General features: G+C 38.3%; 17 protein-coding genes and 1 pseudogene. 6 read left to right on the forward strand and 12 right to left on the reverse strand.

The genetic code is table 11. From position 1 onward, the window contains the following. Positions 1-3: 3 nt before the first annotated feature. The 3 genes from LEP1GSC062_RS19770 to LEP1GSC062_RS19785 form a co-directional block, all read right to left on the reverse strand. Positions 4-1,761 carry a cation:proton antiporter gene (locus LEP1GSC062_RS19770; RefSeq protein ID WP_078124516.1) on the reverse strand — a complete coding sequence of 586 codons (1,758 nt, stop codon included), beginning with the start codon at positions 1,759-1,761 and terminating at the stop codon, positions 4-6. 272 nt (positions 1,762-2,033) lie between these two features. Further along, positions 2,034-2,567: a hypoxanthine phosphoribosyltransferase gene (gene hpt / locus LEP1GSC062_RS19780; protein WP_010577495.1), complete on the reverse strand. Its 534-nt coding sequence runs from the start codon at positions 2,565-2,567 to the stop codon at positions 2,034-2,036. After that, the gene (locus tag LEP1GSC062_RS19785; protein ID WP_010577496.1) at positions 2,564-3,073 is read right to left on the reverse strand and encodes a SixA phosphatase family protein; all 510 of its coding nucleotides are present in this window, start codon (positions 3,071-3,073) and stop codon (positions 2,564-2,566) included. The genes hpt and LEP1GSC062_RS19785 overlap by 4 nt, the downstream gene beginning before the upstream one ends. Positions 3,074-3,157: 84 nt before the next feature. On the opposite strand from LEP1GSC062_RS19785, the gene LEP1GSC062_RS19790 reads away from it, so the two are divergent. After that, a complete protein-coding gene (locus LEP1GSC062_RS19790; RefSeq protein WP_010577497.1) occupies positions 3,158-3,832 on the forward strand; it encodes a hypothetical protein in 675 nt (224 codons plus the stop codon). A 283-nt stretch (positions 3,833-4,115) separates the two neighbouring features. Here the strand turns inward: LEP1GSC062_RS19790 and LEP1GSC062_RS19795 are convergent, their stop codons facing one another. The 6 genes from LEP1GSC062_RS19795 to LEP1GSC062_RS19820 all read right to left on the reverse strand — a co-directional run bounded on the left by LEP1GSC062_RS19795 (position 4,116) and on the right by LEP1GSC062_RS19820 (position 10,453). Further along, positions 4,116-4,697 carry a hypothetical protein gene (locus tag LEP1GSC062_RS19795; protein ID WP_010577498.1) on the reverse strand — a complete coding sequence of 194 codons (582 nt, stop codon included), beginning with the start codon at positions 4,695-4,697 and terminating at the stop codon, positions 4,116-4,118. Between the two features lie 22 nt (positions 4,698-4,719). Continuing rightward, on the reverse strand, positions 4,720-6,168 hold the full coding sequence (locus LEP1GSC062_RS19800) for a M43 family metalopeptidase leptolysin (protein WP_010577499.1): 1,449 nt from the start codon (positions 6,166-6,168) through the stop codon (positions 4,720-4,722). A gap of 115 nt (positions 6,169-6,283) precedes the next feature. Continuing rightward, the gene (locus tag LEP1GSC062_RS19805; RefSeq protein WP_020985313.1) at positions 6,284-7,402 is read right to left on the reverse strand and encodes a quinone-dependent dihydroorotate dehydrogenase; all 1,119 of its coding nucleotides are present in this window, start codon (positions 7,400-7,402) and stop codon (positions 6,284-6,286) included. 26 nt (positions 7,403-7,428) lie between these two features. Continuing rightward, entirely contained in the window at positions 7,429-8,511 is a 1,083-nt protein-coding gene (locus LEP1GSC062_RS19810; RefSeq protein WP_010577501.1) for an ABC transporter permease, read from the reverse strand. Continuing rightward, the gene (locus tag LEP1GSC062_RS19815; RefSeq protein WP_039942826.1) at positions 8,508-9,461 is read right to left on the reverse strand and encodes an ABC transporter ATP-binding protein; all 954 of its coding nucleotides are present in this window, start codon (positions 9,459-9,461) and stop codon (positions 8,508-8,510) included. Before LEP1GSC062_RS19815 ends, LEP1GSC062_RS19810 begins: the two co-directional genes overlap by 4 nt. Positions 9,462-9,562: 101 nt before the next feature. Continuing rightward, positions 9,563-10,453: a fructosamine kinase family protein gene (locus tag LEP1GSC062_RS19820; RefSeq protein WP_020985250.1), complete on the reverse strand. Its 891-nt coding sequence runs from the start codon at positions 10,451-10,453 to the stop codon at positions 9,563-9,565. A gap of 110 nt (positions 10,454-10,563) precedes the next feature. On the opposite strand from LEP1GSC062_RS19820, the gene LEP1GSC062_RS19825 reads away from it, so the two are divergent. From LEP1GSC062_RS19825 to mtnP, 4 genes are all read left to right on the forward strand, one after another. Continuing rightward, the gene (locus tag LEP1GSC062_RS19825) at positions 10,564-11,493 is read left to right on the forward strand and encodes a glycosyl hydrolase family 18 protein (protein WP_039942828.1); all 930 of its coding nucleotides are present in this window, start codon (positions 10,564-10,566) and stop codon (positions 11,491-11,493) included. A gap of 198 nt (positions 11,494-11,691) precedes the next feature. Then, positions 11,692-12,540 (forward strand): bifunctional helix-turn-helix domain-containing protein/methylated-DNA--[protein]-cysteine S-methyltransferase, encoded by an 849-nt coding sequence (locus tag LEP1GSC062_RS19830; RefSeq protein ID WP_010577506.1) that lies wholly within the window; start codon positions 11,692-11,694, stop codon positions 12,538-12,540. 619 nt (positions 12,541-13,159) lie between these two features. Next, a complete protein-coding gene (locus LEP1GSC062_RS19840; RefSeq protein ID WP_020985295.1) occupies positions 13,160-14,728 on the forward strand; it encodes a methyl-accepting chemotaxis protein in 1,569 nt (522 codons plus the stop codon). 96 nt (positions 14,729-14,824) lie between these two features. Then, positions 14,825-15,688, forward strand: coding sequence for an S-methyl-5'-thioadenosine phosphorylase (gene mtnP / locus LEP1GSC062_RS19845; protein WP_020985319.1), 864 nt, complete (start codon positions 14,825-14,827; stop codon positions 15,686-15,688). Positions 15,689-15,695: 7 nt separating this feature from the next. Here the strand turns inward: mtnP and LEP1GSC062_RS19850 are convergent, their stop codons facing one another. The 3 genes and pseudogenes from LEP1GSC062_RS19850 to LEP1GSC062_RS19860 all read right to left on the reverse strand — a co-directional run. After that, positions 15,696-16,520, reverse strand: a complete 825-nt coding sequence (locus tag LEP1GSC062_RS19850) for an alpha/beta hydrolase (protein ID WP_167324070.1) — start codon at positions 16,518-16,520, stop codon at positions 15,696-15,698. 6 nt (positions 16,521-16,526) lie between these two features. After that, positions 16,527-17,855 (reverse strand): alkaline phosphatase D family protein, encoded by a 1,329-nt coding sequence (locus LEP1GSC062_RS19855; RefSeq protein WP_020985278.1) that lies wholly within the window; start codon positions 17,853-17,855, stop codon positions 16,527-16,529. A 94-nt stretch (positions 17,856-17,949) separates the two neighbouring features. Further along, positions 17,950-18,487: pseudogene (locus LEP1GSC062_RS19860) on the reverse strand (NAD(P)/FAD-dependent oxidoreductase); the annotation flags it as partial. Between the two features lie 460 nt (positions 18,488-18,947). On the opposite strand from LEP1GSC062_RS19860, the gene LEP1GSC062_RS19870 reads away from it, so the two are divergent. Beyond that, complete coding sequence (locus tag LEP1GSC062_RS19870; protein ID WP_020985286.1) at positions 18,948-20,408, forward strand: NAD-dependent succinate-semialdehyde dehydrogenase; 1,461 nt, start codon at positions 18,948-18,950, stop codon at positions 20,406-20,408. The last annotated feature ends 147 nt before the right edge of the window (positions 20,409-20,555 follow it).

Below are 20,555 nucleotides of genomic sequence, written 5' to 3' on the forward strand. Positions count from 1 at the left end.
TATTTACTTCATTCTAACTTTAGACTTGGAAACAACTTGTTTCTTCAACGGTTTTTTCTTCGATTTAAGCGGAACGTTTGCAATACCGTTTTTGGAATGATCTACGATCGCCTTCATTTCTTTAAAAAGAGACATTCCACTGATTCTTCCCGGTACGATCACGTGAGCGGCGCCACTTTCGATAAGAACTTCTGCTTCTTGTACATCGTCGGTGGTAAGAATGATAGAAGGTTGCGTGTGATGACAAATTCCTTTGATTGACTCCAAAAGTCTACGATTGGTTGTCCCTTTGAGAATCATATCAGAGATTGTACAAATTACATATCTTGCATCTTCGATTCCAAGATGATGTAAAGTTTCCGGATTTGCGAGATCGCCGTAAGCCCAACGAATCCCTTTCGCTTCCAGAAATCGACGAAAGACAGGATTAAAATCTACAATCAAAATTCGATTGAGCCATTCCGGTTTTTCACGTTCTATCTCCTCTAAAAGACTTTGTGCAATTCTAAAATAACCGAGAATAACGATGTCTCTTTTCGGCCGACCGTTAGCATAGGATTCGGTTCTTTTTTCTTCTTTTAGACCGATTATTCCCAATAGCTTTAAAATGAATCTTGAAATCGGATCATTGAAAAAAATGATATAAGTGGAAACTACCGATGCAAGAATCATCGAAGTCAAAACTGTAGATTCCAATTCTTTACTGATATGACCGTAGCCCATTCCCAATGAGAGGATCACAAGAGAAAATTCACTGATCTGAGCCAAGTTTAAACCGGTCACAATTCCGGCTCTAAGTCCTCTGCCGGAAAAATAAACCGGAGTCGCAACGGTGAGGACTCTACTAAAAATTACAAACACTACCGCTATTAAAGAAACACTGATAATCTGAATCGAAGGAATCGGAATTTTCATTCCAAGTGCAACGAAAAAGAGAGTGATGAAAAAATCTCTAATCCCCGAAAGTTTTGCGATAACGTCTGCTCCGTAAGGAAATGCGGCGATACTAATTCCCGCAATCAGTGCTCCCATCTCTTTGGATAGACCAGCCTTTTCCGCAAAACCGCAAAGTAAGAAACACCAGGCAATCGAAGTGATCAAGATAAGCTCCGGTTTGGAAGCCGCCGCTTGAAACAATCTGGATAAAAAGAATCTACTGATTAAAAATGAAACGCAGACTAATACCGAACCGACTCCAAGTGAACTCACAATCTTTAAAATCTGCGGATCCTGAAGACTCGGTTGGATACCCATAAAGATAATCGCCCAAATATCTTGTAGAACCAATACTCCGATTGTAAGACGACCTGCAATCGTACTCACTTCGAATTTATCATGTAAAAGTTTGACCACGATCATCGTGGAACTGATGGCCAGCGCGATGGCGAAATATAAAAGATCGAACTTACCGCTGAAGTTAGCGAGAATTTCCCTGAAAAATAAAAGCCCGAACAACACGCAGAACACAAACTGGATAATCCCAAGAATGAACATCGACTTTCCCATACGTGCCAGTTCTTTTAAATCAATTTCAAGACCGATGATGAACAAGAGAAGGATCAATCCGATCTCGGAAATCAACTCTATGCTCTCTTCGTTAACCACAAGACTTAAACCCAAATTCGGCCCAAGCAAAAGCCCTCCCGCTACATAACCCAAAATCAAAGGTTGTTTCGTAATCCTAGCTATGTGGGAGAAAAATGTAGCAAAGATGATACTCAAGGCTATATCATTTAAAAGGGAGAGTGACTGATGCTCCATTTATGGTTTGTCCTAAACTTTATTCCTTATCGCGTTTTAATTTTCACAACAAGTATTCGGTCTCCTATAAATCGCTCTGCATGCTAAGGTATGAAAGATTCTTAAAGTAAAAAACATTTTTTTTATCGATCCGACAAAAACCGGCACATAAAAAGAAACAGAAGGGGTGATTCGAAATTTTAAAACGACATTGTTCATAAAGAAACAATTCTTGAAAAAATGAATTGTTTCTTTCAAATTCAAGGTACAATAAAAAAATCTTAAACGGAAAATTACCCCGTTTCCAAAACATGAATGTCTGGCAGGTTTCTGTATTTTCCGTCGAAATCCATACCATAACCCACAACGAACTCGTCTGAAATCCTCCAACCCACATACTTTACAGGGAATTCTAAGATACTTTTTCTTTCCTTTAAAAGAAGGGTTACGATTTCCAAACTTGCAGGATTGCGGGTAAAGATATGTCGTATGAGATATTGAAGGGTAAAACCCGTATCTAAAATGTCTTCCACGAGAATCACATGACGATTGGAAAGGTCTGTATCGATATCTTTTAATAAATCGATATTTCCGGTTGAGGAAGTTCCGGAATAAGACCTTGCTTGAATGAAATCGACTTCTACCGAAAAAGGAATCGCTTTTGTTAAATCTGTAAAAAAGTACACTCCGCCTTTTAATACACAGATAAGAATCGGATTTAACTTTTTATAATCCTTTGTTATCTCGGAAGCTAGAAATTTTACTTTTTGAGAGATCTCCTCTCGACTAAAACAAGGACGTAAAATATTTGAATCAATCTCGTTCATCCGGGTATCCAGAATCGAATTATTTTTCCGGGAACTTTGCCTAATTCTTCCCAAGATTCCGTTTCAATTTGTATACTGAGAAAACCCGACGTAGGAAATTTAAGAAACACGGATTCGGAAAGTGATAGGTCTTCATTGCCTCGAATGAGTCGATTTGCAATTTCTTCGATTCCAGGATTATGACCTAATAAAGCCACATTCTTGAATCTTAAATTTAACTTTCTGATCATTGTTAGAATGTCTTCACTATCCGATTCATATAATTTTTCTGTGATTTTCGTTTCAGAGGATAGGGTTCGACCTTTAGTTATAATCCTATAAGTATCCGCAGTTCTTTTGGAATCTGAAACTAAAAAGAGATCAATTTTGAATTCTATCTTTTCTAAATATTTTCGAAGAGATCGAGCGTTTTTCTTCCCTTTTTCGGAAAGAGGTCTTCCGTGATCGGATTTGAATCCCGTTTCCCAATCCGACTTAGAGTGCCTGAATAAATGGATTTGCTTCAATGAATTTTGTCTCTCTTTTTACTGTTTTGCGGTCAACTTTAAATTCATTGACAAGATATAAAAGAGAAGGTTAATAATGAGGCTATGAAAGGTGTCTTTGCGTTAGCAAAAATTACTTTACTCATTTTAATACCGACATTGTTAGATGCACAATTGGTGGGTCCCCCGGATGAGGAAAAAGCGAAAAGAGACGTTCAAACTCATTGGCTTAAAAGGAACACTAGCGATAAAATTCAATCCATCGAAAGTAACGGAGAACCCGTTCTCATCGAAAACTCCAAATCTAACGCGGATATTTTATACAAATTTCCGTTTTTAGTTACGGTAAAGCACAAAGATGGTAGCGTAACGCGTACCGAAGTCGGAGCGAACTATATTTTTATTCGTACAAAAGGTTGGTTATTTTCAGAATTAGGTTTCGGCAAAAATATAGTTCTTTCCGATCCGGGTAGGGAATCTCCGGACAAAGAAACCGTTCTTAAATTAATCGAAGAAAGTTTACTCCAGGATCGATGGAAAGGAAAAACGATCGAAAATCTAAAAATTGGCGAACCGACAGCTGGAAGTGATTTGGAAACGCATTGGTATCGTTATTCGGGAGAATACGAAGTTTCAGATCTTAATATTCGTTATATCTGTTCGAACCTGATTGTAAAACTATTCAAAGAGGATTCATCCGCAACAGACTGGAAACTAGATTGGAAAGAAAAAGGAATCTGTAGACAAATCGTCGGAAGCTTGAACGAAACTTCCCCTTGAAAATATGGCATTCTTAACTTTTACTCCATTTCAAAGTGTTAGCGGCTCTGGTGATGAATGAGCGCTGTTTAATAGAGTATCAGTAATAACGTGAGTTAATCTCGATTCATTTGTAAATCGAATTTCTCGTTATCGGATATTCAGAATCGTTGTCTCTTTAAATAACCAAAACCTGTTTCTCGCCCATAGAAGCGAAACGCCTGAGTTTCACAAAAATGTGGGAACTTTTTAGATGTTCGTGATAGGATTAAGACGCTACACTCAGATAACGGATCAAATTACTTTACGGGTTCCTGATCGATGGATCCGACTTTCTCAAATTCCTATTTCTAATTCGATCCATGTTTTCTTTTTTCAATTTTTCCGAAAATCGAGTCGAACTGATTTTTCCCATTCGTAATTCTTTTAAAGTGTTTTGTACAAAAGTTCCGATTCGATCATGAGAAGAGAAGCGCTTTAGAAAATTCTCCGCATGATTTCTATCCGAAAAATAGAACGTTTTTCCATAAGAGAAGACGGCGGAGTTTCGAATAGAAGGATGTGCACCCTCGTTGGAAATGGTGGATTCCAAATAGTCCCTTGCGGAATTCCCTCCAAAATCCGCAATCAATTCGTTAAGTTGGGAAATTGCATATACTCTCAACTCCAGATCTTTTGCGATGGCTACCAGATATTCCTGAGGATTAGGATTGATTGCATAAATTTCTCGCATCAAAGTTTCTTTTTCAATGTGGCCCGTTTGTGTGACTACGGCTTTGATTTTTTGATATTGGCTCTGATCTAAAACCTGAGCTTGGGTTCCAAAAGAAACCCCAAATAAAAATGCAACGATTATACTGTAAAAGCTTATTTTTATATTCATCATAGATTTATTTAATTCCATTTTCTTAATATACAAGGGGATGTGAGCGAAGCACCCAGCCCTGTTCTCCCGTCAATTGAGTTTGATTGATTTTCGGATTTCCCGCCCAAAACATCAGATTGAGTCCTCCGCTATCGTAAAATCCCTCGCCTAAACATTCCGTCAAACCGACAATATTGTTTCCGTTCTGATCCCTGCACTCAGGGGTTTCCGGAAGCGGATCCAAAGAATATTGCCCTTTGAGTACGTCTTTTTCGACCACATGATAAAGACCTAAATAATGACCGGCTTCATGAGCGATTGTCTTTGCAAGAAATACCTGATCCGATGCGCAGATCAAATCTTGTCCTACCACCCCACAACCGGAAGCAGTTCTGTGATTTTCGATAAATACGACCATACCCGATTTCGGAGTACCCGTAACCGGAATTCCGGGTATACCGGATGAAATTCCTAAAATCCCAGCAGGCGCACTGCTCGAAATCTGATAATCTCTTGTGATGTAAATGTTCAAAGAATTCGAATCCTGTACATTAGATGGGTTATTCCTATAAAGAGATCCTAAAGAACCTACCACATCCCCATAATCATCTGAAATATTTGCGATTGTTAAGTAAGGAGCTCCAGCAGCAGCGGGCACCAAGGAAGCTGTGACCGTTACGTCGATTTTAACCGTATCTTGCGCATAAATATCCTTTAAAGTCTGTATCATCGTCGCCATCCCGGCTGTGGTGGGAGTTGCTACGACATTTTGAATAAAAATCAAGTTGATATTCAATTTTTTTCTGGATTGCCAGACCTTTTTCAAACCCGAAGAGGAACTTCCAAATAATCCGTTCTGTTCCGCACGAAATTTATATTCTTCGCAAGTTTGAGCCGTGTTATTCGTGATTTTTCGCGTAGTGACTAACGGCCCTGGCGCGGTTGGCACGATAAAATTCGCCCCCAAAAGATTATTGTTGAAATTATTATAATTCGAACTAGGCGCATAATATCCAGGAGTGGCACCTATAGGAAAAGCCGTCGTAACGGATCTATAACCTAAGGATTCGCTTTTTCCGCTATCTTGAATCAAATCTCCCGAAGCGTTTGTCCAAAGCGGATAAATAAAACGGTTCAAGTTGGAAGAAAACTGATGATTCTGTTCAGCATAAACGATTCCCATCGGATTGTTTCTTCCGATTCCGGAGAACTCCACCGTTCCGACAAGATAAGCCGTTCCGCCGTCTTGATACCCTCCACTTTCCGTTAAAAGAACCTGACTCAGATTGGAATTCGATACGCTGAAATTCGGTGCGCTTCCGCTGGTTCGAACGTTTTCTTCCGGTTCACAATGATAATTCGCCTCGTTGAGCAAATACAATCCCAAAAAAAGTTCCAAATTTTTTGAGTTTTTATCCTTTCCTCGATTTATAGGGCATCCCCATACAAAAAAACAAAGAATCAAAATCAGAATCAATGACCTTTTCAACATAGTTGTCAATTCCTAGTTTATATTATCGTAATATTCTAAAATATATGGTTTTGTTAAACACTTTTTATTTTTAGCTTGTCCGATCTGAATTCGTTTTTCTAAAAAAGATTGAAAACTATTTCGGATCGTATTGAATTTCCTTTTCTTTTCCCACCAAATCCGACACGGTTTTTAGATTTTGTTTTTTTAAGAACCGATCCAAAAACTCCAAAATCTTCAGAGGAAAAAAAGGTCCTTGATAGATATAACCAGTGTAAATTTGAATTAAATCAGCTCCTGCTAAAATTTTTTCTAGAGCCGCTTTTTCGGAATCGATTCCCCCGACTCCGATAATCGGAATTCTTCGTTTTAAAATTCGATAAGCGACTCGAACAAATTCAGTGGAACGATTTTTCAAAGGTGTTCCGGAAAGCCCTCCTTCCTTTTCCACGTTCGGATATGCTTTCAAAGAAGACTTATCAATCGTAGTATTGGTTAAAACGACGCCGTCGACTTTTAAACTCAAAGAGGACTCAAGCAAGGCCTCAAGATCTTTTGTCTCCATATCGGGAGCAAATTTTACGAACAACGGAATTATAAAATTCTTTCCAAGCCCGTTTTTAATTCCTTGAATCAGAGACACGAAATTTTCCTGTTTTTGAAAATCCCTCAATCCCGGAGTATTCGGAGAACTGATATTGATAACCGCATAATCCGCATAAGGTGAAAGTTTCTTGAGAGTATAAACGTAATCTTCGACCGCTTTTTCTTCGGAAATAATTTTCGTTTTACCTGCGTTGATCCCGCGAATCTTTCTCTTTTTTTGGGAAGCAATGATTCTCTCCGCCGAATCGGCGCCCGGATTATTAAAACCCATACGATTGATCAAAGCTTGATCTTCAGGATAACGAAACACTCTGGGTTTGAGATTTCCCTGTTGCGACTGTCCTGTGATCGTCCCTACTTCGATATGGCTGAAACCCATTCGAGAAAGAAAAGGGTAAAGTTCTCCCGTTTTATCAAAGCCAGCACCCATTCCCAAAGGATTTTCGAATTCGATTCCAGCAACTCTCGTTTTCAAACGATCACTTCGATAAGATGTCATCGATTCCACTAACGTTAAGATTCCAGGGAATTTTGCACTGATGTTAAGTAAGTTTTTTGCAAGTTCATGCGCTGTTTCCGGATCCAAAGAGAGAAAAAACGGTTTCAAAAAAGTCGAATATGCAGCTTGTTTCAAAGTCGAGGAAAACATCTCTAAAACTATTGAATCCGTGCCGATCAAGACCAGCGAAAAATTTTATTTCCTACAAAAAGAAATACGATTCCGTATATAAGTAACGCAACCACGGCGGGAATCACCGAAATAAAACCCGCCCCTTCGATAAAAACCGTCCTTAAAGAATCCGCCATCAACGTCAAAGGAAGATTTTTGATTATCGGAAGTGCGGTTTCGGGAAAATTTTGATAAGAGAAGAAGACTCCGGAAAGAGTCATCATAGGAAACGTAACCGCATTTATGAGCCCATTTCCGACTTGAGAACTCGCGGCCCTTGATCCGACGAATATTCCAATACAGGAAAATGCGAAATTTCCGGAAAGAAAAATCATAATTATGGCTCCGAAGGAACCTTCCAACGCATTCTCAAATGTAAATAAAGTAAATCCGAGTAGAATTGCCGATTCGATTGTCGTTACGATCAGTCTTGTAAAAAAGAAGGAAAGAAGAAAAGACAACTTACTCATCGGAGTTGCGGACATTCTCCGTAAAAGTTTTTTCATCCTCATTTCGATCAGATTCCAACCGACTCCCCAAAGACAGGAATTCATCACACCCATCGCAAGCATTCCGGGAACTAAATAGTCGATGTATCTCATTCCCTTCGAATCCGAACGATCCACCTGCAATTTAAAATCCGTATAACGCGAACGGATTTTTGCCAAGATCAAAAGATAATCTCTCTGACCGTTCGGGTTGTCCGTATCGAAGAAGAAACGGATTTTTCCACCTTGTGTCCTTTCGACGATTACGTTGAGTTTCCCTCTCTTAAGATCTCGAATCGCTTCATTTTTAGAAAGAACCAAAAACTTCAAGGAAGGAAGTTTATCGGAATCAGAAGTGAGAGTTTTTTCTTTCGATTTTTCGTTTTTATTGTCGGTGGAATCTAAGACTTTTTTAAGTTCTTCAAGTTGATAAGAATTTTCTAATATTGCAATTTTGACTTCTTCTGATCCCCGATTTTTAAACGCGACTCCGAGGATTCCTGCCATCGCGATCGGAAATACAAAAGCCCAGAAAAGAATCGCAGGTTCTCTGTAAAATTCTTTAAGTTGTATATTTATCAGTTGGAATGTTTGTTTCATTCTCCCAATCCTCTTCCGGTCATGCTAAGGAAAAGATCATCTAAGGTTTTTTTATGGCATTCTAATGTACTTAGTTTTTTTCCGGAAACGGAAATCGTTCGTATCAATTCCGGAAGATAATCCGTAATTGCGGAAACGTGAATTCTCGCTTCGGACTTCGCGGAATCCCAAAAGAACTTATACATTCCCTCTGATGGAATTAAATTTTCGGGATTGGATCCATCCTCCATAGAAAATCGAATAATTTCGCCGCTATCGGTTCTACCGAGAAGATCTGCCAGAGTTCCTTGATCTAAGATTCTTCCATGATCCATGATGATGATTTTTTCGCAGAGAATTTCCGCTTCTTCCATATAATGTGTGGTAAGAATCATTGTGGTTTTATCCTGTCTGAGACGGTTCAAAATTTTCCAAACGTCCCTTCTTGCTCCAGGATCCAATCCCGTCGTAGGTTCGTCCAAAAAAAGAATTTCAGGATAATTTAATATAGAAACTCCGAGAGCCAATCTTTGTCTTTGGCCTCCGGAAAGGTTGCTTACGTAAGTGTTTTGTTTCTCTTCCAGATTGATCAACTCAAGAATTTCGCTCAACCTTTGTTTTTTACTTTTATAAAAAGTCCCGAAAAGATTCAAAGTTTCTCGAACCGTGATCCGATCCATAAATCGGGTTTCTTGAAGAGCTAGGCCTACCTTAGATCTAAGAAAGGTTTCGTTTTCCTTCCAAGTAGTTCCAAGAATCGATATAGATCCCGTGTCGGGTTTTTGGATTCCCTCCAACATTTCGATCAAAGTGGTCTTGCCGGCCCCGTTCGGTCCGAGCAAAGCGACAAATTCCCCTTTTTGAATTTGGAGACTGAGATTGTTCACGGCAATCGTATTCTTAAAACGTCTTACGACGTTTCGAACATCTATCAAACTATCTTCCAGAAATGATTTTGTATTCCCGTTCAAGTAAGGCCCTTTTATATTTTAGTTTCAGTTTGCTTGTATTGTATCATTTGGAATCGTTTCCTAAATCTTAACAATGACAAATACGTATTTTCCGAACGGAATTAACTTTTACCGTAATAACGTAAGATTTGTCGAAGCGAAGATAAATAAGAAGATCCGAAGAGATTAATATGAACCAAAACGGGATACATCTGCCAAAACGGAATTCTATCTTTGAAATGCTCCGGGTTTTCGATTCCGCAAAAAGAAAGAATCTGTTGCATCTCTTCTAAATTTAAAGAGCTACCGAATAAGTTCAACATAGAGAGATCTTGTTCGGGATGTGAAAATGAAATTGAAGGGTCGATCAAATAGGAATGTCCGTTCTTTCCAGTAAGAATGTTTCCAGACCAAAGATCTCCGTGTATCAACCTCGGACTACTTCGATTGAGAGACCATTCTTCTGTAAATTTTTGAAAGACGTATTTTACATTTTCTACGTCCTTGCTCGCAATCAGCTTACGTGAAAAAGCTAAATCCAATTGGGTTGATAAGCGACTTTCCCAGAAGAATTTCTCAAAGGTGGAATACCATCGATTCTTTTGGGAAAGAGTTCCGATAAAATTATTTCGTTTCCATCCCCAAGAATTCGAATCCTTACGATAAAGCAATTTTAGATTTCGAATTAAATCTTCTCGAGTTCCCGAGGCCGATCCGGATTCAATGTAATCCATTACTAAAAGCGAGAAATTTTCGGTTTGTACAACTCCATAACATTCGGGAACGCGGACTCCGATTCTAAATAGTTCTTCCAAAGATTCTTTTTCAGTTTCAGCCATCTCCTTATTTGAAATGACTTTCACTCCAAAGGAATGATGAGGAACAGTAGCGAGATAAATTTCGTTAAGACTGGAAGAATGAAAAGTCACTTTGGGTCTGTACCCAGGATTTAAAATCCCAAGTCTGTATAAACCATCGCAGATTACCTCTTCTAAATCCATTTTAATAACCAAAAATTCACTTTTCCCGAATGATTCCGATTCTTTTCATGTAAGTAAAAAATCGGTCTGAAAGACTCTCGGATTGATTGAAATTTATGAACTGATTCTATAATTCATAAGGCGTGAACATCTTAAAATTTTTTACCGTATTATCATTGTTCGTTGGAAATGCACTCTGGGGAACTGATCGATTTTTATATTGGAATTACGTTTTAAGCGCATCCATTAAAAGGTACTCAACATCAGATTGGATAGATATCTTTTCAAAATCACACACGATCTGTTATACAGGAGCCGTCATTTTATCAAATGGTGATTTTAAGCCTTCGCCGCTCCCGAAAAATTTCATCAATCTGAGTAAGAATTATAAAATCAGACTAATTCCGTTGATTAGTACTATCTCTAAGAATAATTCTAGTTTTCTGAAATCAAACACAACCATCAAAGTTGGGATTCAAAATTTAGTTCATTTTTTGGAACAAAACTCAGAAATTGCCGGTTTGCATTTGGACATAGAATCTCTCTCAAAATCGGAGATTCCGAACTATAAGAAATTCATACAGATGCTGAAGCAAAGACTGCCCAAAGAAAAAGTTCTTACAATCGCAATTTTCCCACAATTAGAATTCCCGAATCGAAATTTGGTCATCCATTCCGATTTGTTTCAAGAAAAATCCATCGATGAATTTGTTTTGATGAGTTATGATTTTCATTCCCCAAAAACGAATCCAGGACCTGTCACTTCCATTTCACTGACAAGGAAGAATTTGGAATTCCTATTAAAACAAATTCCAAGTTCTAAACTCTGGCTCGGACTTCCTCTTTATGGATATTTTTGGAATCAAAGTGGTAAAGTAAAAATCCTTACACAAAATGACTTTCGAAAACTTAAGGAGAATTCGGAAATTATTCCAAACGAAGATGGTTTTACTGTTCTTAAAAACAAAAATGGAATCGGCTATATCTCCGATTTAAATACATTAGAAAAATATAAAGAACTAACTCAATCTTATGGACTCAAGGGAAGCGTTTTTTGGAGGATCGGTTTTTGACAAAGCTTGGAAAGGATTTCTTATGATATATTTTTTCCGTTCCCACGTCTGATTTAGATATTCTCTATATCCTAAAATTTTAAGGAAATTTAAGAACGACAAATACAAAGCTAAAAAACAAATTGAGAAATTCCAAAATATCCCAAAAACAGCAAGGATCGGGTTTTAAAAATTTGACTTTCGGATAACATTCTAAATATGGAACATTACAAGAAAATCGCAGAAGCAATACAGTTCATACAAAAACACGCCGTTTCTCAACCCGAATTAGATGAAATTGCAAAGTCCGTGAACTTGAGCCCGTTTCATTTTCAAAGGCTTTTTACCGAATGGGCCGGTGTCAGTCCGAAACAATTTCTACAATATCTTACGTTGCAAAATGCAAAATCCATACTTTCCAAACCCCAAGCGACTCTGTTCGATGCCGCATTTGAAATTGGTTTGTCCGGAACGAGTCGATTGCACGATCTATTCGTAAAAATCGAAGGAATGACTCCCGGAGAATTTAAAAACGGCGGAGAAAAACTCAAGATTCGATACAGCTTTCAAAAAAATGTTTTTGGTGATTACGTAATCGCTTCCACAGAAAAAGGGATTTGTAATTTATACTTTTATGATGTTTCTAAAGAACAGGTGGTTTTCGAACTGAAAGAGCAATGGAATAAAGCGAATCTAATTGAGCAAACGGACGAGAATCAAAATCGGGTCATTCGCTTTTTTGATAAAACATTCGACGGAAAAGAAAAAATCAAACTTCATCTTAAAGGAACCGATTTTCAAATCAAGGTTTGGGAAGCCCTTCTTAAAATTCCGGAGGGCCGATTGTCTTCTTACATGGATATTGCAAACTCCATTGGGCAAGAAAACGCTTCGAGGGCTGTCGGGACTGCGATCGGAAAAAACCCAATCGGATATCTGATTCCTTGTCACCGTGTGATCAAAAGTACAGGTGGCATCGGAGAATATCGCTGGGGTTCCGAGAGAAAAATGGCCATGATCGGTTGGGAAATAAGTAAGACGGCCCATTTAGTTTCGGGTATATCCTAAAATGGTGCAAAATTTGATTATGATCTTTAGGGGAGTCTTTGAAGAAATTATGAAATTTTCTTTTATCAATAATTCCAAAAATCGAATTTTCAATCCTATAAAGTAGGCGAGGTTGTAAAACTTTGATTTGTTCCTCGTTTTTGTCTGTCGTTTTCTAAACCGATTGAAAAGATATTGGGAGATGATTTTTGCGGAAATGTTTCTCATTTTATTTAGAGTCTTTATAAATGCATACGCGATTATTTTGAATTTATTTATGGCTAATTGCTTTGATTCCCTTACCTTCTGAAAGTTTTTTCTTCCAATCATTTTCTGGCTGGAATAACCCAAAATTCTAAACAAATATTAAGAAACGTGAGTTCGGCGTAAGAAAATCTGGGCGAATCGCTTGCGGATTTCATAGCTTAAATGGCTCGCGAACACGCTTTTCGCTCCAATTCCTTCGGAATTTCCACTACAATTGCTTTCGCATTTGTTATACCGAACTCACGTTAAAAATGAATGTAAAAATTTCATCGTTCTAAAGTCGTAATTTGTCCTTTTATAATATGGTTATTGGATTTCTAAAAAAGTTCCTACTTTTCATTTACTTAAATTAAATTTTGTAAAGGTTTGGTTTATGTCCAAACAATCTATAGAATCCATTCGCAAGAAAGGAGAAACGCTTACCTATTACGCTAGGATGGGAATCATGATTATGATGTTTCTTTCCTTGGCGTCGAGTTTTAAAGCTCTTCAGACTCAGATTAGGGTGATTCATTCTTGCGGTGCGTTGACTATGTTTATTTACTCGATTTTAGGTTTTATCCTATATAAAAAGTATGAGACTAAAAATTGGGTTCATAATTTATTCATAATATTAGATTCTCTTACACTGAGTATGACGATTTTTTTGGATAGTATGGTTTCTGCGGAAATCATTGCACCCGTTCTCAAAAATGCGATTCTCTATTCCGTTTATTATTTTATTATCGCTTATTCCGGTTTGTTAGGAAGGCCCAAGTTTGTATTGATTACGGGTTTGATTTCTTCTATAGGTTATGCGATTGCGTTGACAAATGCCGCATTCCACGGTCTTCAATTTTCTGAAGACAACGTGATTAATATGAAGCCAGGCTATATTAAACTCAGCGCGGAAATCACAAAGGTTATCTTTATGATGGGAGTGAGTTTTATCCTTTATCGTTTGATGAAATTGTTTGACGACTTATATCAGGAAGCAACTTCCTATTTTCAGGAAAATAAACAATTCCTAAATAAGTTAGAGGATAACAGAAAGGTAATTCATTCTTCGGCGGAAACATTGGAGATTTCGGTGACAGATTTTTCGGAATTTACGAGTTTGACCAGCGCAAAAATGGAATCACAAGCAGCTTCTTTGGAAGAGGTCAATGCCGTGATCGAGTCCTTATCAAAAGCTTCGGAAAAGAATGTCGATTCGATTCGAATTCAAAATGAAAATCTGATCGAACTCAATCAAAAGTCTCAGGTTCTTTTGGATGTAATCGCGAAAATATCGGAACATTCTAAAGGTTTGGATACGAATGCGAAAGAAAGTAAATTAGAAATGGAAGTAGTAAAGAAGTCTGTTGAAAAGACCGGCCAATTCTTAAAGAACATTTCGAATTCGTTTCAGCGCGTGGATGAGATCAATCGTATTCTTGGAGAAATCGCGAACAAAACCAATCTTCTTTCTCTGAACGCTTCTATTGAAGCAGCTCGCGCCGGAGCCGCGGGTCGCGGTTTTGCGGTGGTAGCCCAAGAGGTAAGTAAACTTGCGGAATTTACGGCGACGAATGCGAAGATGATTTCGAAAGTAGTTCAAGAGTCACTTGAGTTTATCGAAGAGGCAAATACAGCGTCACTTGATACGGGTCATTCCACTGAAAATCAGAGTGTGAAAATCAATCTTACAGTATCTAAAATAGAAGAAATGAATCGGTTGTATGATCGTGGAACAACGATAATAAATGATTTCGTAAGAAATTTGGAGAGAGCCAAGAAATTATCAGATGAGTTATTTTATTCCACGGAAGAACAGATGACCGGTCACAAAGAGATGATGAAAGCGATGTTTGAGATTGAAAAGGAAGTGAACGAGATCACACAGGAATCCGGAAAAATTCAAGATGGGGTTTTGAAAATTAAAACTCAATCGAGAGATTTGAAGGCTTTGAGTGTCGTTTAATCGATTTTGTGAGGTACTTCCGATTTACAATTTAGGTCCTCTTTCCAAAACTGTCCTTGAAGAAATTGACAACTTTCTTTTCTAGGGAGCGAATTAATGCCACATAACGTAAAAGCGGCCATCATAGGTGGAACGGGACTCTATAGTTTGGATGGAATGGAATTGATAGAGGAAATTTATCCCGATACTCCCTGGGGAAAACCTTCCGACAAAATCAAAATCGGGAAATACAAAGAAAAACTGATCGCGTTTTTACCGAGACACGGAATCGGACATTTTCTTTCGCCACCCGAAATCCCGAATCATGCGAATATCTGCGCGCTCAAACAACTTGGTGTGGAAGAGATTGTCGCGTTTAGTTCGGTTGGAAGTTTGAGAGAAGAAATCAAACCTCTCGATTTCGTTTTACCTTCTCAAATTATTGATCGTACTCGTTTCAGGGATTCCACTTATTTCGGAAACGGAGTGGTTGCGCACGCTCCGTTCGCGGAGCCATTTTCTCAAAACTTGGGTAAAAGAATTGAACAAACCGCTAAAAAGATCGGCTTGAAAATTCATACGGGTAAAACATTGATTTGTATGGAAGGACCTCTTTTTTCCACGAAGGCCGAATCTCATCTTTATCGTTCTTGGGGTGCGGATATCATCAATATGACCGTACTTCCGGAAGCGAAACTTGCTCGCGAAGCCGAGATTTCATATCAGATGATTTGTATGTCTACGGATTATGACTGTTGGAGAGAAGGGGAAGAATCCGTCACCGTTGAAATGGTGATTGCAAATCTTACGAAAAATGCAGAAACCGCTAAAAAACTTCTTTCCGAACTGATTCATGTGATCGGAAACGGGGACGATCTAAGTTTAAAAAATAGTACTCGATATTCGATTATAACGGCACCTGAAAAAAGAAATCCGGAAACCGTAAAAAAACTCAAAGTTCTTTTCCCGGAATATTTTTAAACTGATCTTATCGGATTTCATCTAGACTTTTTTTCAATGCTCGGCGATATTCCGGATAAAGGGCGAGGTCGTTATGCGAGCCGTTTGGGATCGTAAAAAGAATCACATTTTGATTTCGTTCTTTCAATTTTTTGAATATGATTTCCGAATTTGAATATGGAATGATCTCATCTTCCGTTCCGTGGAAAATCCTGATTTTAGAGCGTACGGTTTCCAACTTGCTCAAGTTCCGAAATTGAAAACGTAACATCCAAGTTTGTAGGAACGGATAATAATTTCGTGCCAGAGTCGGTAAATCCGTAAATGGAGTCTCTAAAAACAAATCAAGGTCCGGATTCTTAAAAGCCAAGTCCGCCGCAACTCCTGTGCCAATAGAACGACCGTAGATTACGATTTCGTTTCTAGGAACCTTAATTTCCTGGAGTACGTAGTTCAGCCACAACTCGGCATCTTCATTCATCGATTTTTCGGAAATACTTCCCGAATTCTTTCCGTATCCTCGGTAGTCGGTGATTAGAATATTCCATCCGAAGGGAAGAAAGTCTTCGCAAATTCTTCCCCAAGTTCTCAAACTTCCCGCATTTCCGTGAAAGAATAAAACCGTTTTCTTAGAAATGTTACTTTTGGATGGGAAGTAAAGCCCGTAGCTTGTTTCTCCGTCGGGAGTATTGAGTTTGATTTCCTGAAACTCATTCGGAAAACGGAATACGAAATTTTTGGGAAGTTTTTCCGGAAAAAAAATCAGCCTATCTTGGTTCCACCAAACGAGAAACAAAACCAGGAAAATAGCAGATAATAAGAATATAAAAATGGGATTCATAGATCTTTTCATAGAACATTAAGGAGTTGGAAGGATTTCTTTTTTCCAAAGTTCCTTTCCATATACGTCAAAAATCTGTAGAACGAGTTTTCTTTGACCTCGTTTCCCACTTACGGAAATTGTTCCAAAATTTCTTTTATCAACAAGGGTTCCTTCCACCCGTAAAGGATTTTTTTCGGAAGGGGAGTGATATCTGGAAGTTAATGGTGAAATGGTAAAATCATAAATCGATAAACCGTCTTCCTGGAGAAAGTTCAACTCCGTATGATGACGATCACCCGTGAGAAAAATCAGATTTTTAATTTTTAAATCTCGAATCGCGGAAAGAATTTTATTCCTTTCTTGAGGATATGTGGCGTAGTTTTCAAAAATGGGATTCGGATTTAAAAATTGCCCGCCGATCGCGACGAACTTAAATGTGGCTTTTGAATATGCTAAGGAATTTACAAGCCACTGAAATTGTTTTTCTCCCAGAATTTGTCTCGGGCCGATTTCTTTGTTGTTATTTGCCGTTCTAAATGTTCGATTATCCAAAAGAAAAAATTGAACGTCTCCCCAAATAAAAGAGCCGTAGATACCCTCTTTCGCATAATTCGGATTTCCCCAGTGAAGTTTGAACATTTCTTCCGAAGTTTCCCTCATCCAAAAGGAAGAATCTGCATCGTTCGGCCCAAAATCATGATCGTCCCAAATCGCATAGTGATGGACCGATGCGAAAAGTGGAGCAAGTTCTGGAATTCCACGCTGATGCCTATAACGATGTAGGAAACCGGTCCTTGAATCCCAATCTGGTTCTCTCAGATAGATGTTGTCTCCGAGCCAAAGCATGAAATCCGGTTTTTTGGAAAGAATGGAGTTAAAGATAAAGTATTCGCCACCATAAGGTTTTCCGGGGACGTCAAATTCACTTTCATTGACATAAGCGCAACTTCCGAGCGCAAACGAAAATGAAGGCAGCTCTTGATGGGACGCATAGGCAAAAAATGATTGTGCTTGAAATATTTGCGGGTGTTCCCCTTTAATTCTTTTCCCATCCACAAGTAGATTGTAATTATAGCTTTTGCCGGGTTCGACGCGGTTTGCGATCAATTTTGCGATAAAGCCAGTTTTATAATCCGTCTGTATTGTTTCAGAAATAAACTTATTTCTAGGATTTCCAATTTCAGAATATTCTAATGCAACTTTAGATGCCTGATCAGTTTGAATCCAGACTAAAACTTCCTTTAATGTGGAATATCCCAATATTGGCCCGGAGACAATTTTGGCGGCCTCTGCGTTTAGTTGAAGATTGAAAGCGAATAGAATACAATAAAGAGCCTTGTTGTGTTTTAGAATTTTGAATTTCATAAATAATGTCCTTTTAAATTATTACATTGCATCGAGTGTAAAAAATCGGAGTCACTTTGAAAGTTCGAAGATTTTTTCTTGGGAATCTATTTGTAAGAAGTTTATTTCCGATAAGTTTGATCGGGTTTTTTGAATCTATATAAGAATGAGAATGAATGATCTTTCCGGTAAACTTACCTGGAAACGCGGGGTTTGGCCATCTTTGAGACCAGTGATGTCCGTTGGATACGGTGAGAGCATCATAATGCTTTCCGTTTCCAGTTTTGACTAACCAAGTTCCATCTTCCTGATGTTCAACATGAACGACGGGAGTTTTAAAATAAATATGTTTCCGAAGCCCGAAATGATTCACGTAATTTATGAAATATTCTGAAATTCTTTGATGCCTAGAATAATCGGCATAAGTTGGAGGTATGAGATAGTCGTTGTATTCCATTTTATCTTTATGAGTGTTGGTGTGTAAAGACCTATAGATGTTGCTCATCTTATTGTCGTTGTTGAATCTCCAGTTGCCTCCGACCTCGCTTCCCGCTTCGTAACAATCGAACGGAATTTCTTTATGTTTGAGAACTTTGTACAGAGATTCCGCTCGGTCTCGCTCCTATCACACGAACGCTCGGTAACGAAGACATATCCTTCTCCTATTTCCATAAATGAAATATTAGCGTTTATGATAAGACTTTTAAATTATAGCAGGGTCAATGAAAAAAGTTTAGAATGGATCAGACATTCGATTATTGTCGAGACTTGTGTAATAAGGAAAGCAATCCTAGGTATAATCTTGATTATATGTATAGAGTAATGGATGAGAGTGGATATGTTTATAATTGCTTTCATAAGAAAACCGGAATCCATTCGATTCTAAAATTTCAAAATGAAAAAAAGTTCAGATGTTTTGGAAAACAATTTTTAATCGAAGATAAGTATCTCGATCTATTCGGTATATTACAATCGATTTCAATCCGAAAAGGATAATCTTTTAGCTTAACTTCTTGCGGCAAACTATCTGCTTAAAAAATTCTTTCTGTCCGAAACGGATTCTTCTTTCTTTTTCCAGTTTTGGAGAATATACAAAGAAGAAGAGGTGCGTTCTTGAGTTTAAAATTTCTTTATAGAAAAGAATTGTTTAAAGAAGAAGCTTTTTGGGGAGGATCCTGGAAGTCGGGATATCTTAACGAAAAGATTTCCGTAAACAATCCCACAAGTCTTGAGGTTTTGGGTTCCGTTCCTTCTTTGGGTTCCAAGGAAACTTTGGAAGCGATTCAAACTTCTGTACGGGCATTTTCGGATTGGTCAAACAGACCCGCAAAAGAACGTTCAATTCTCATTCGAAACTGGGCTGAAAAGATGAAAAAGAACCGAGAGGATCTTGCGATTCTTATGACCTTGGAACAAGGAAAACCTCTCGATGAGTCTAGAAGTGAGATCGATTACGCATTTTCCTTTTTGGAATGGTTTTCCGAAGAATCGAAACGCACTTACGGGGACATCATCCCAAGTCATAGAAAAGATACGAAGATCGAGGTTTTAAAACAACCAGTCGGGGTATGCGGAATTTTAACTCCTTGGAATTTTCCTTCTTCAATGATTACTCGTAAAGCCGCAGCGGCTTTGGCCGTCGGTTGTACGGTAATTTGTAAACCTTCCGAGCTGACACCATTCTCCGCGCTTGCATTAGCCGCGCTTGCACAGGAGGCGGGAATTCCGGAAGGAGTCTTTCAAGTTCTAACGGGTTATCCGGAAAATATCGCGAACACTTTGATTGATCATATTGATGTAAAAAAGATTAGTTTTACCGGTTCCACTCGTGTAGGAAAACTTATCATGGAAAGGAGTTCTAAAACTTTAAAACGACTTTCCTTGGAATTGGGAGGAAACGCTCCTTTTTTGATTTTTGACGACGCAAATTTGGAAGCCGCTGTCAAAGGAGCTATTCTTTCCAAGTTCAGAAATTCGGGACAAACCTGCGTGTGTGCGAATCGATTTTTGGTTCAAAAAGGAATTTATAAGAAATTTCTAGATCTATTTTCGGAAGCGGTCTTAAAATTAAAAGTAGGAAACGGATTTGAAAAAGATGTAAACATGGGTCCGTTGATCAATGAAGCGGCGGTTCGTAAGATGGAAATTCATGTCGAGAACGCAAAATCGACAGGAGCGAAACTCATCACCGGTGGAAACAGAATCGAACCTGATAAATTGTTTTTTTCTCCGACTATTTTTTCCGAAGTAAAAGAAAATTCTCTTTCGATGAAGGAGGAAATTTTCGGGCCGATCGCTCCTGTATATCAATTTGAGTCGATTGAAGAGGCGATTCAAATCGCGAATTCTACGCCTTCCGGATTAGCAGCTTACGTTTATACGGAGGATTATCGAAAGATTAGGCTTCTTTCGGAAAAAATCGAATCGGGAATGTTGGGAGTCAACGAAGGCCTCATTTCTAGTGAACAGGTGCCGTTTGGAGGTGTAAAAGAGTCTGGTTTCGGAAGAGAAGGATCTAAATACGGGATTCATGAATATCTTAACATCAAGTATGTCTGTATCGGCGGTTTTTAAGGGACAAATTGTCTAAGTGTTTACGGGTTGGTCTAAACTCAAGTTTCTTATCGTTCCTGTTCTAGGGAATGTTAGGGAAATTTGAATTTATGTCCAAACTACTCAACAAAACCTAAACCCATGGGTTGAGACTATGACTCTTTGCGA

It is taken from the genome of Leptospira alexanderi serovar Manhao 3 str. L 60, from assembly GCF_000243815.2.
Taxonomy (GTDB): Bacteria; Spirochaetota; Leptospiria; order Leptospirales; family Leptospiraceae; genus Leptospira; species Leptospira alexanderi.

Excerpts from the sequence above, each read along its gene's own strand:
- LEP1GSC062_RS19830 (WP_010577506.1), top strand. The coding sequence starts at position 11,692 with ATGGAACATTACAAGAAAATCGCAGAAGCAATACAGTTCATACAAAAA.
- LEP1GSC062_RS19810 (WP_010577501.1), bottom strand. The coding sequence starts at position 8,511 with ATGAAACAAACATTCCAACTGATAAATATACAACTTAAAGAATTTTAC.
- LEP1GSC062_RS19790 (WP_010577497.1), top strand. The coding sequence starts at position 3,158 with ATGAAAGGTGTCTTTGCGTTAGCAAAAATTACTTTACTCATTTTAATA.
- hpt (WP_010577495.1), bottom strand. The coding sequence starts at position 2,567 with ATGAACGAGATTGATTCAAATATTTTACGTCCTTGTTTTAGTCGAGAG.
- LEP1GSC062_RS19805 (WP_020985313.1), bottom strand. The coding sequence starts at position 7,402 with ATGTTTTCCTCGACTTTGAAACAAGCTGCATATTCGACTTTTTTGAAA.
- LEP1GSC062_RS19800 (WP_010577499.1), bottom strand. The coding sequence starts at position 6,168 with ATGTTGAAAAGGTCATTGATTCTGATTTTGATTCTTTGTTTTTTTGTA.
- LEP1GSC062_RS19840 (WP_020985295.1), top strand. The coding sequence starts at position 13,160 with ATGTCCAAACAATCTATAGAATCCATTCGCAAGAAAGGAGAAACGCTT.
- mtnP (WP_020985319.1), top strand. The coding sequence starts at position 14,825 with ATGCCACATAACGTAAAAGCGGCCATCATAGGTGGAACGGGACTCTAT.
- LEP1GSC062_RS19850 (WP_167324070.1), bottom strand. The coding sequence starts at position 16,520 with ATGAAAAGATCTATGAATCCCATTTTTATATTCTTATTATCTGCTATT.
- LEP1GSC062_RS19795 (WP_010577498.1), bottom strand. The coding sequence starts at position 4,697 with ATGATGAATATAAAAATAAGCTTTTACAGTATAATCGTTGCATTTTTA.
- LEP1GSC062_RS19855 (WP_020985278.1), bottom strand. The coding sequence starts at position 17,855 with ATGAAATTCAAAATTCTAAAACACAACAAGGCTCTTTATTGTATTCTA.
- LEP1GSC062_RS19770 (WP_078124516.1), bottom strand. The coding sequence starts at position 1,761 with ATGGAGCATCAGTCACTCTCCCTTTTAAATGATATAGCCTTGAGTATC.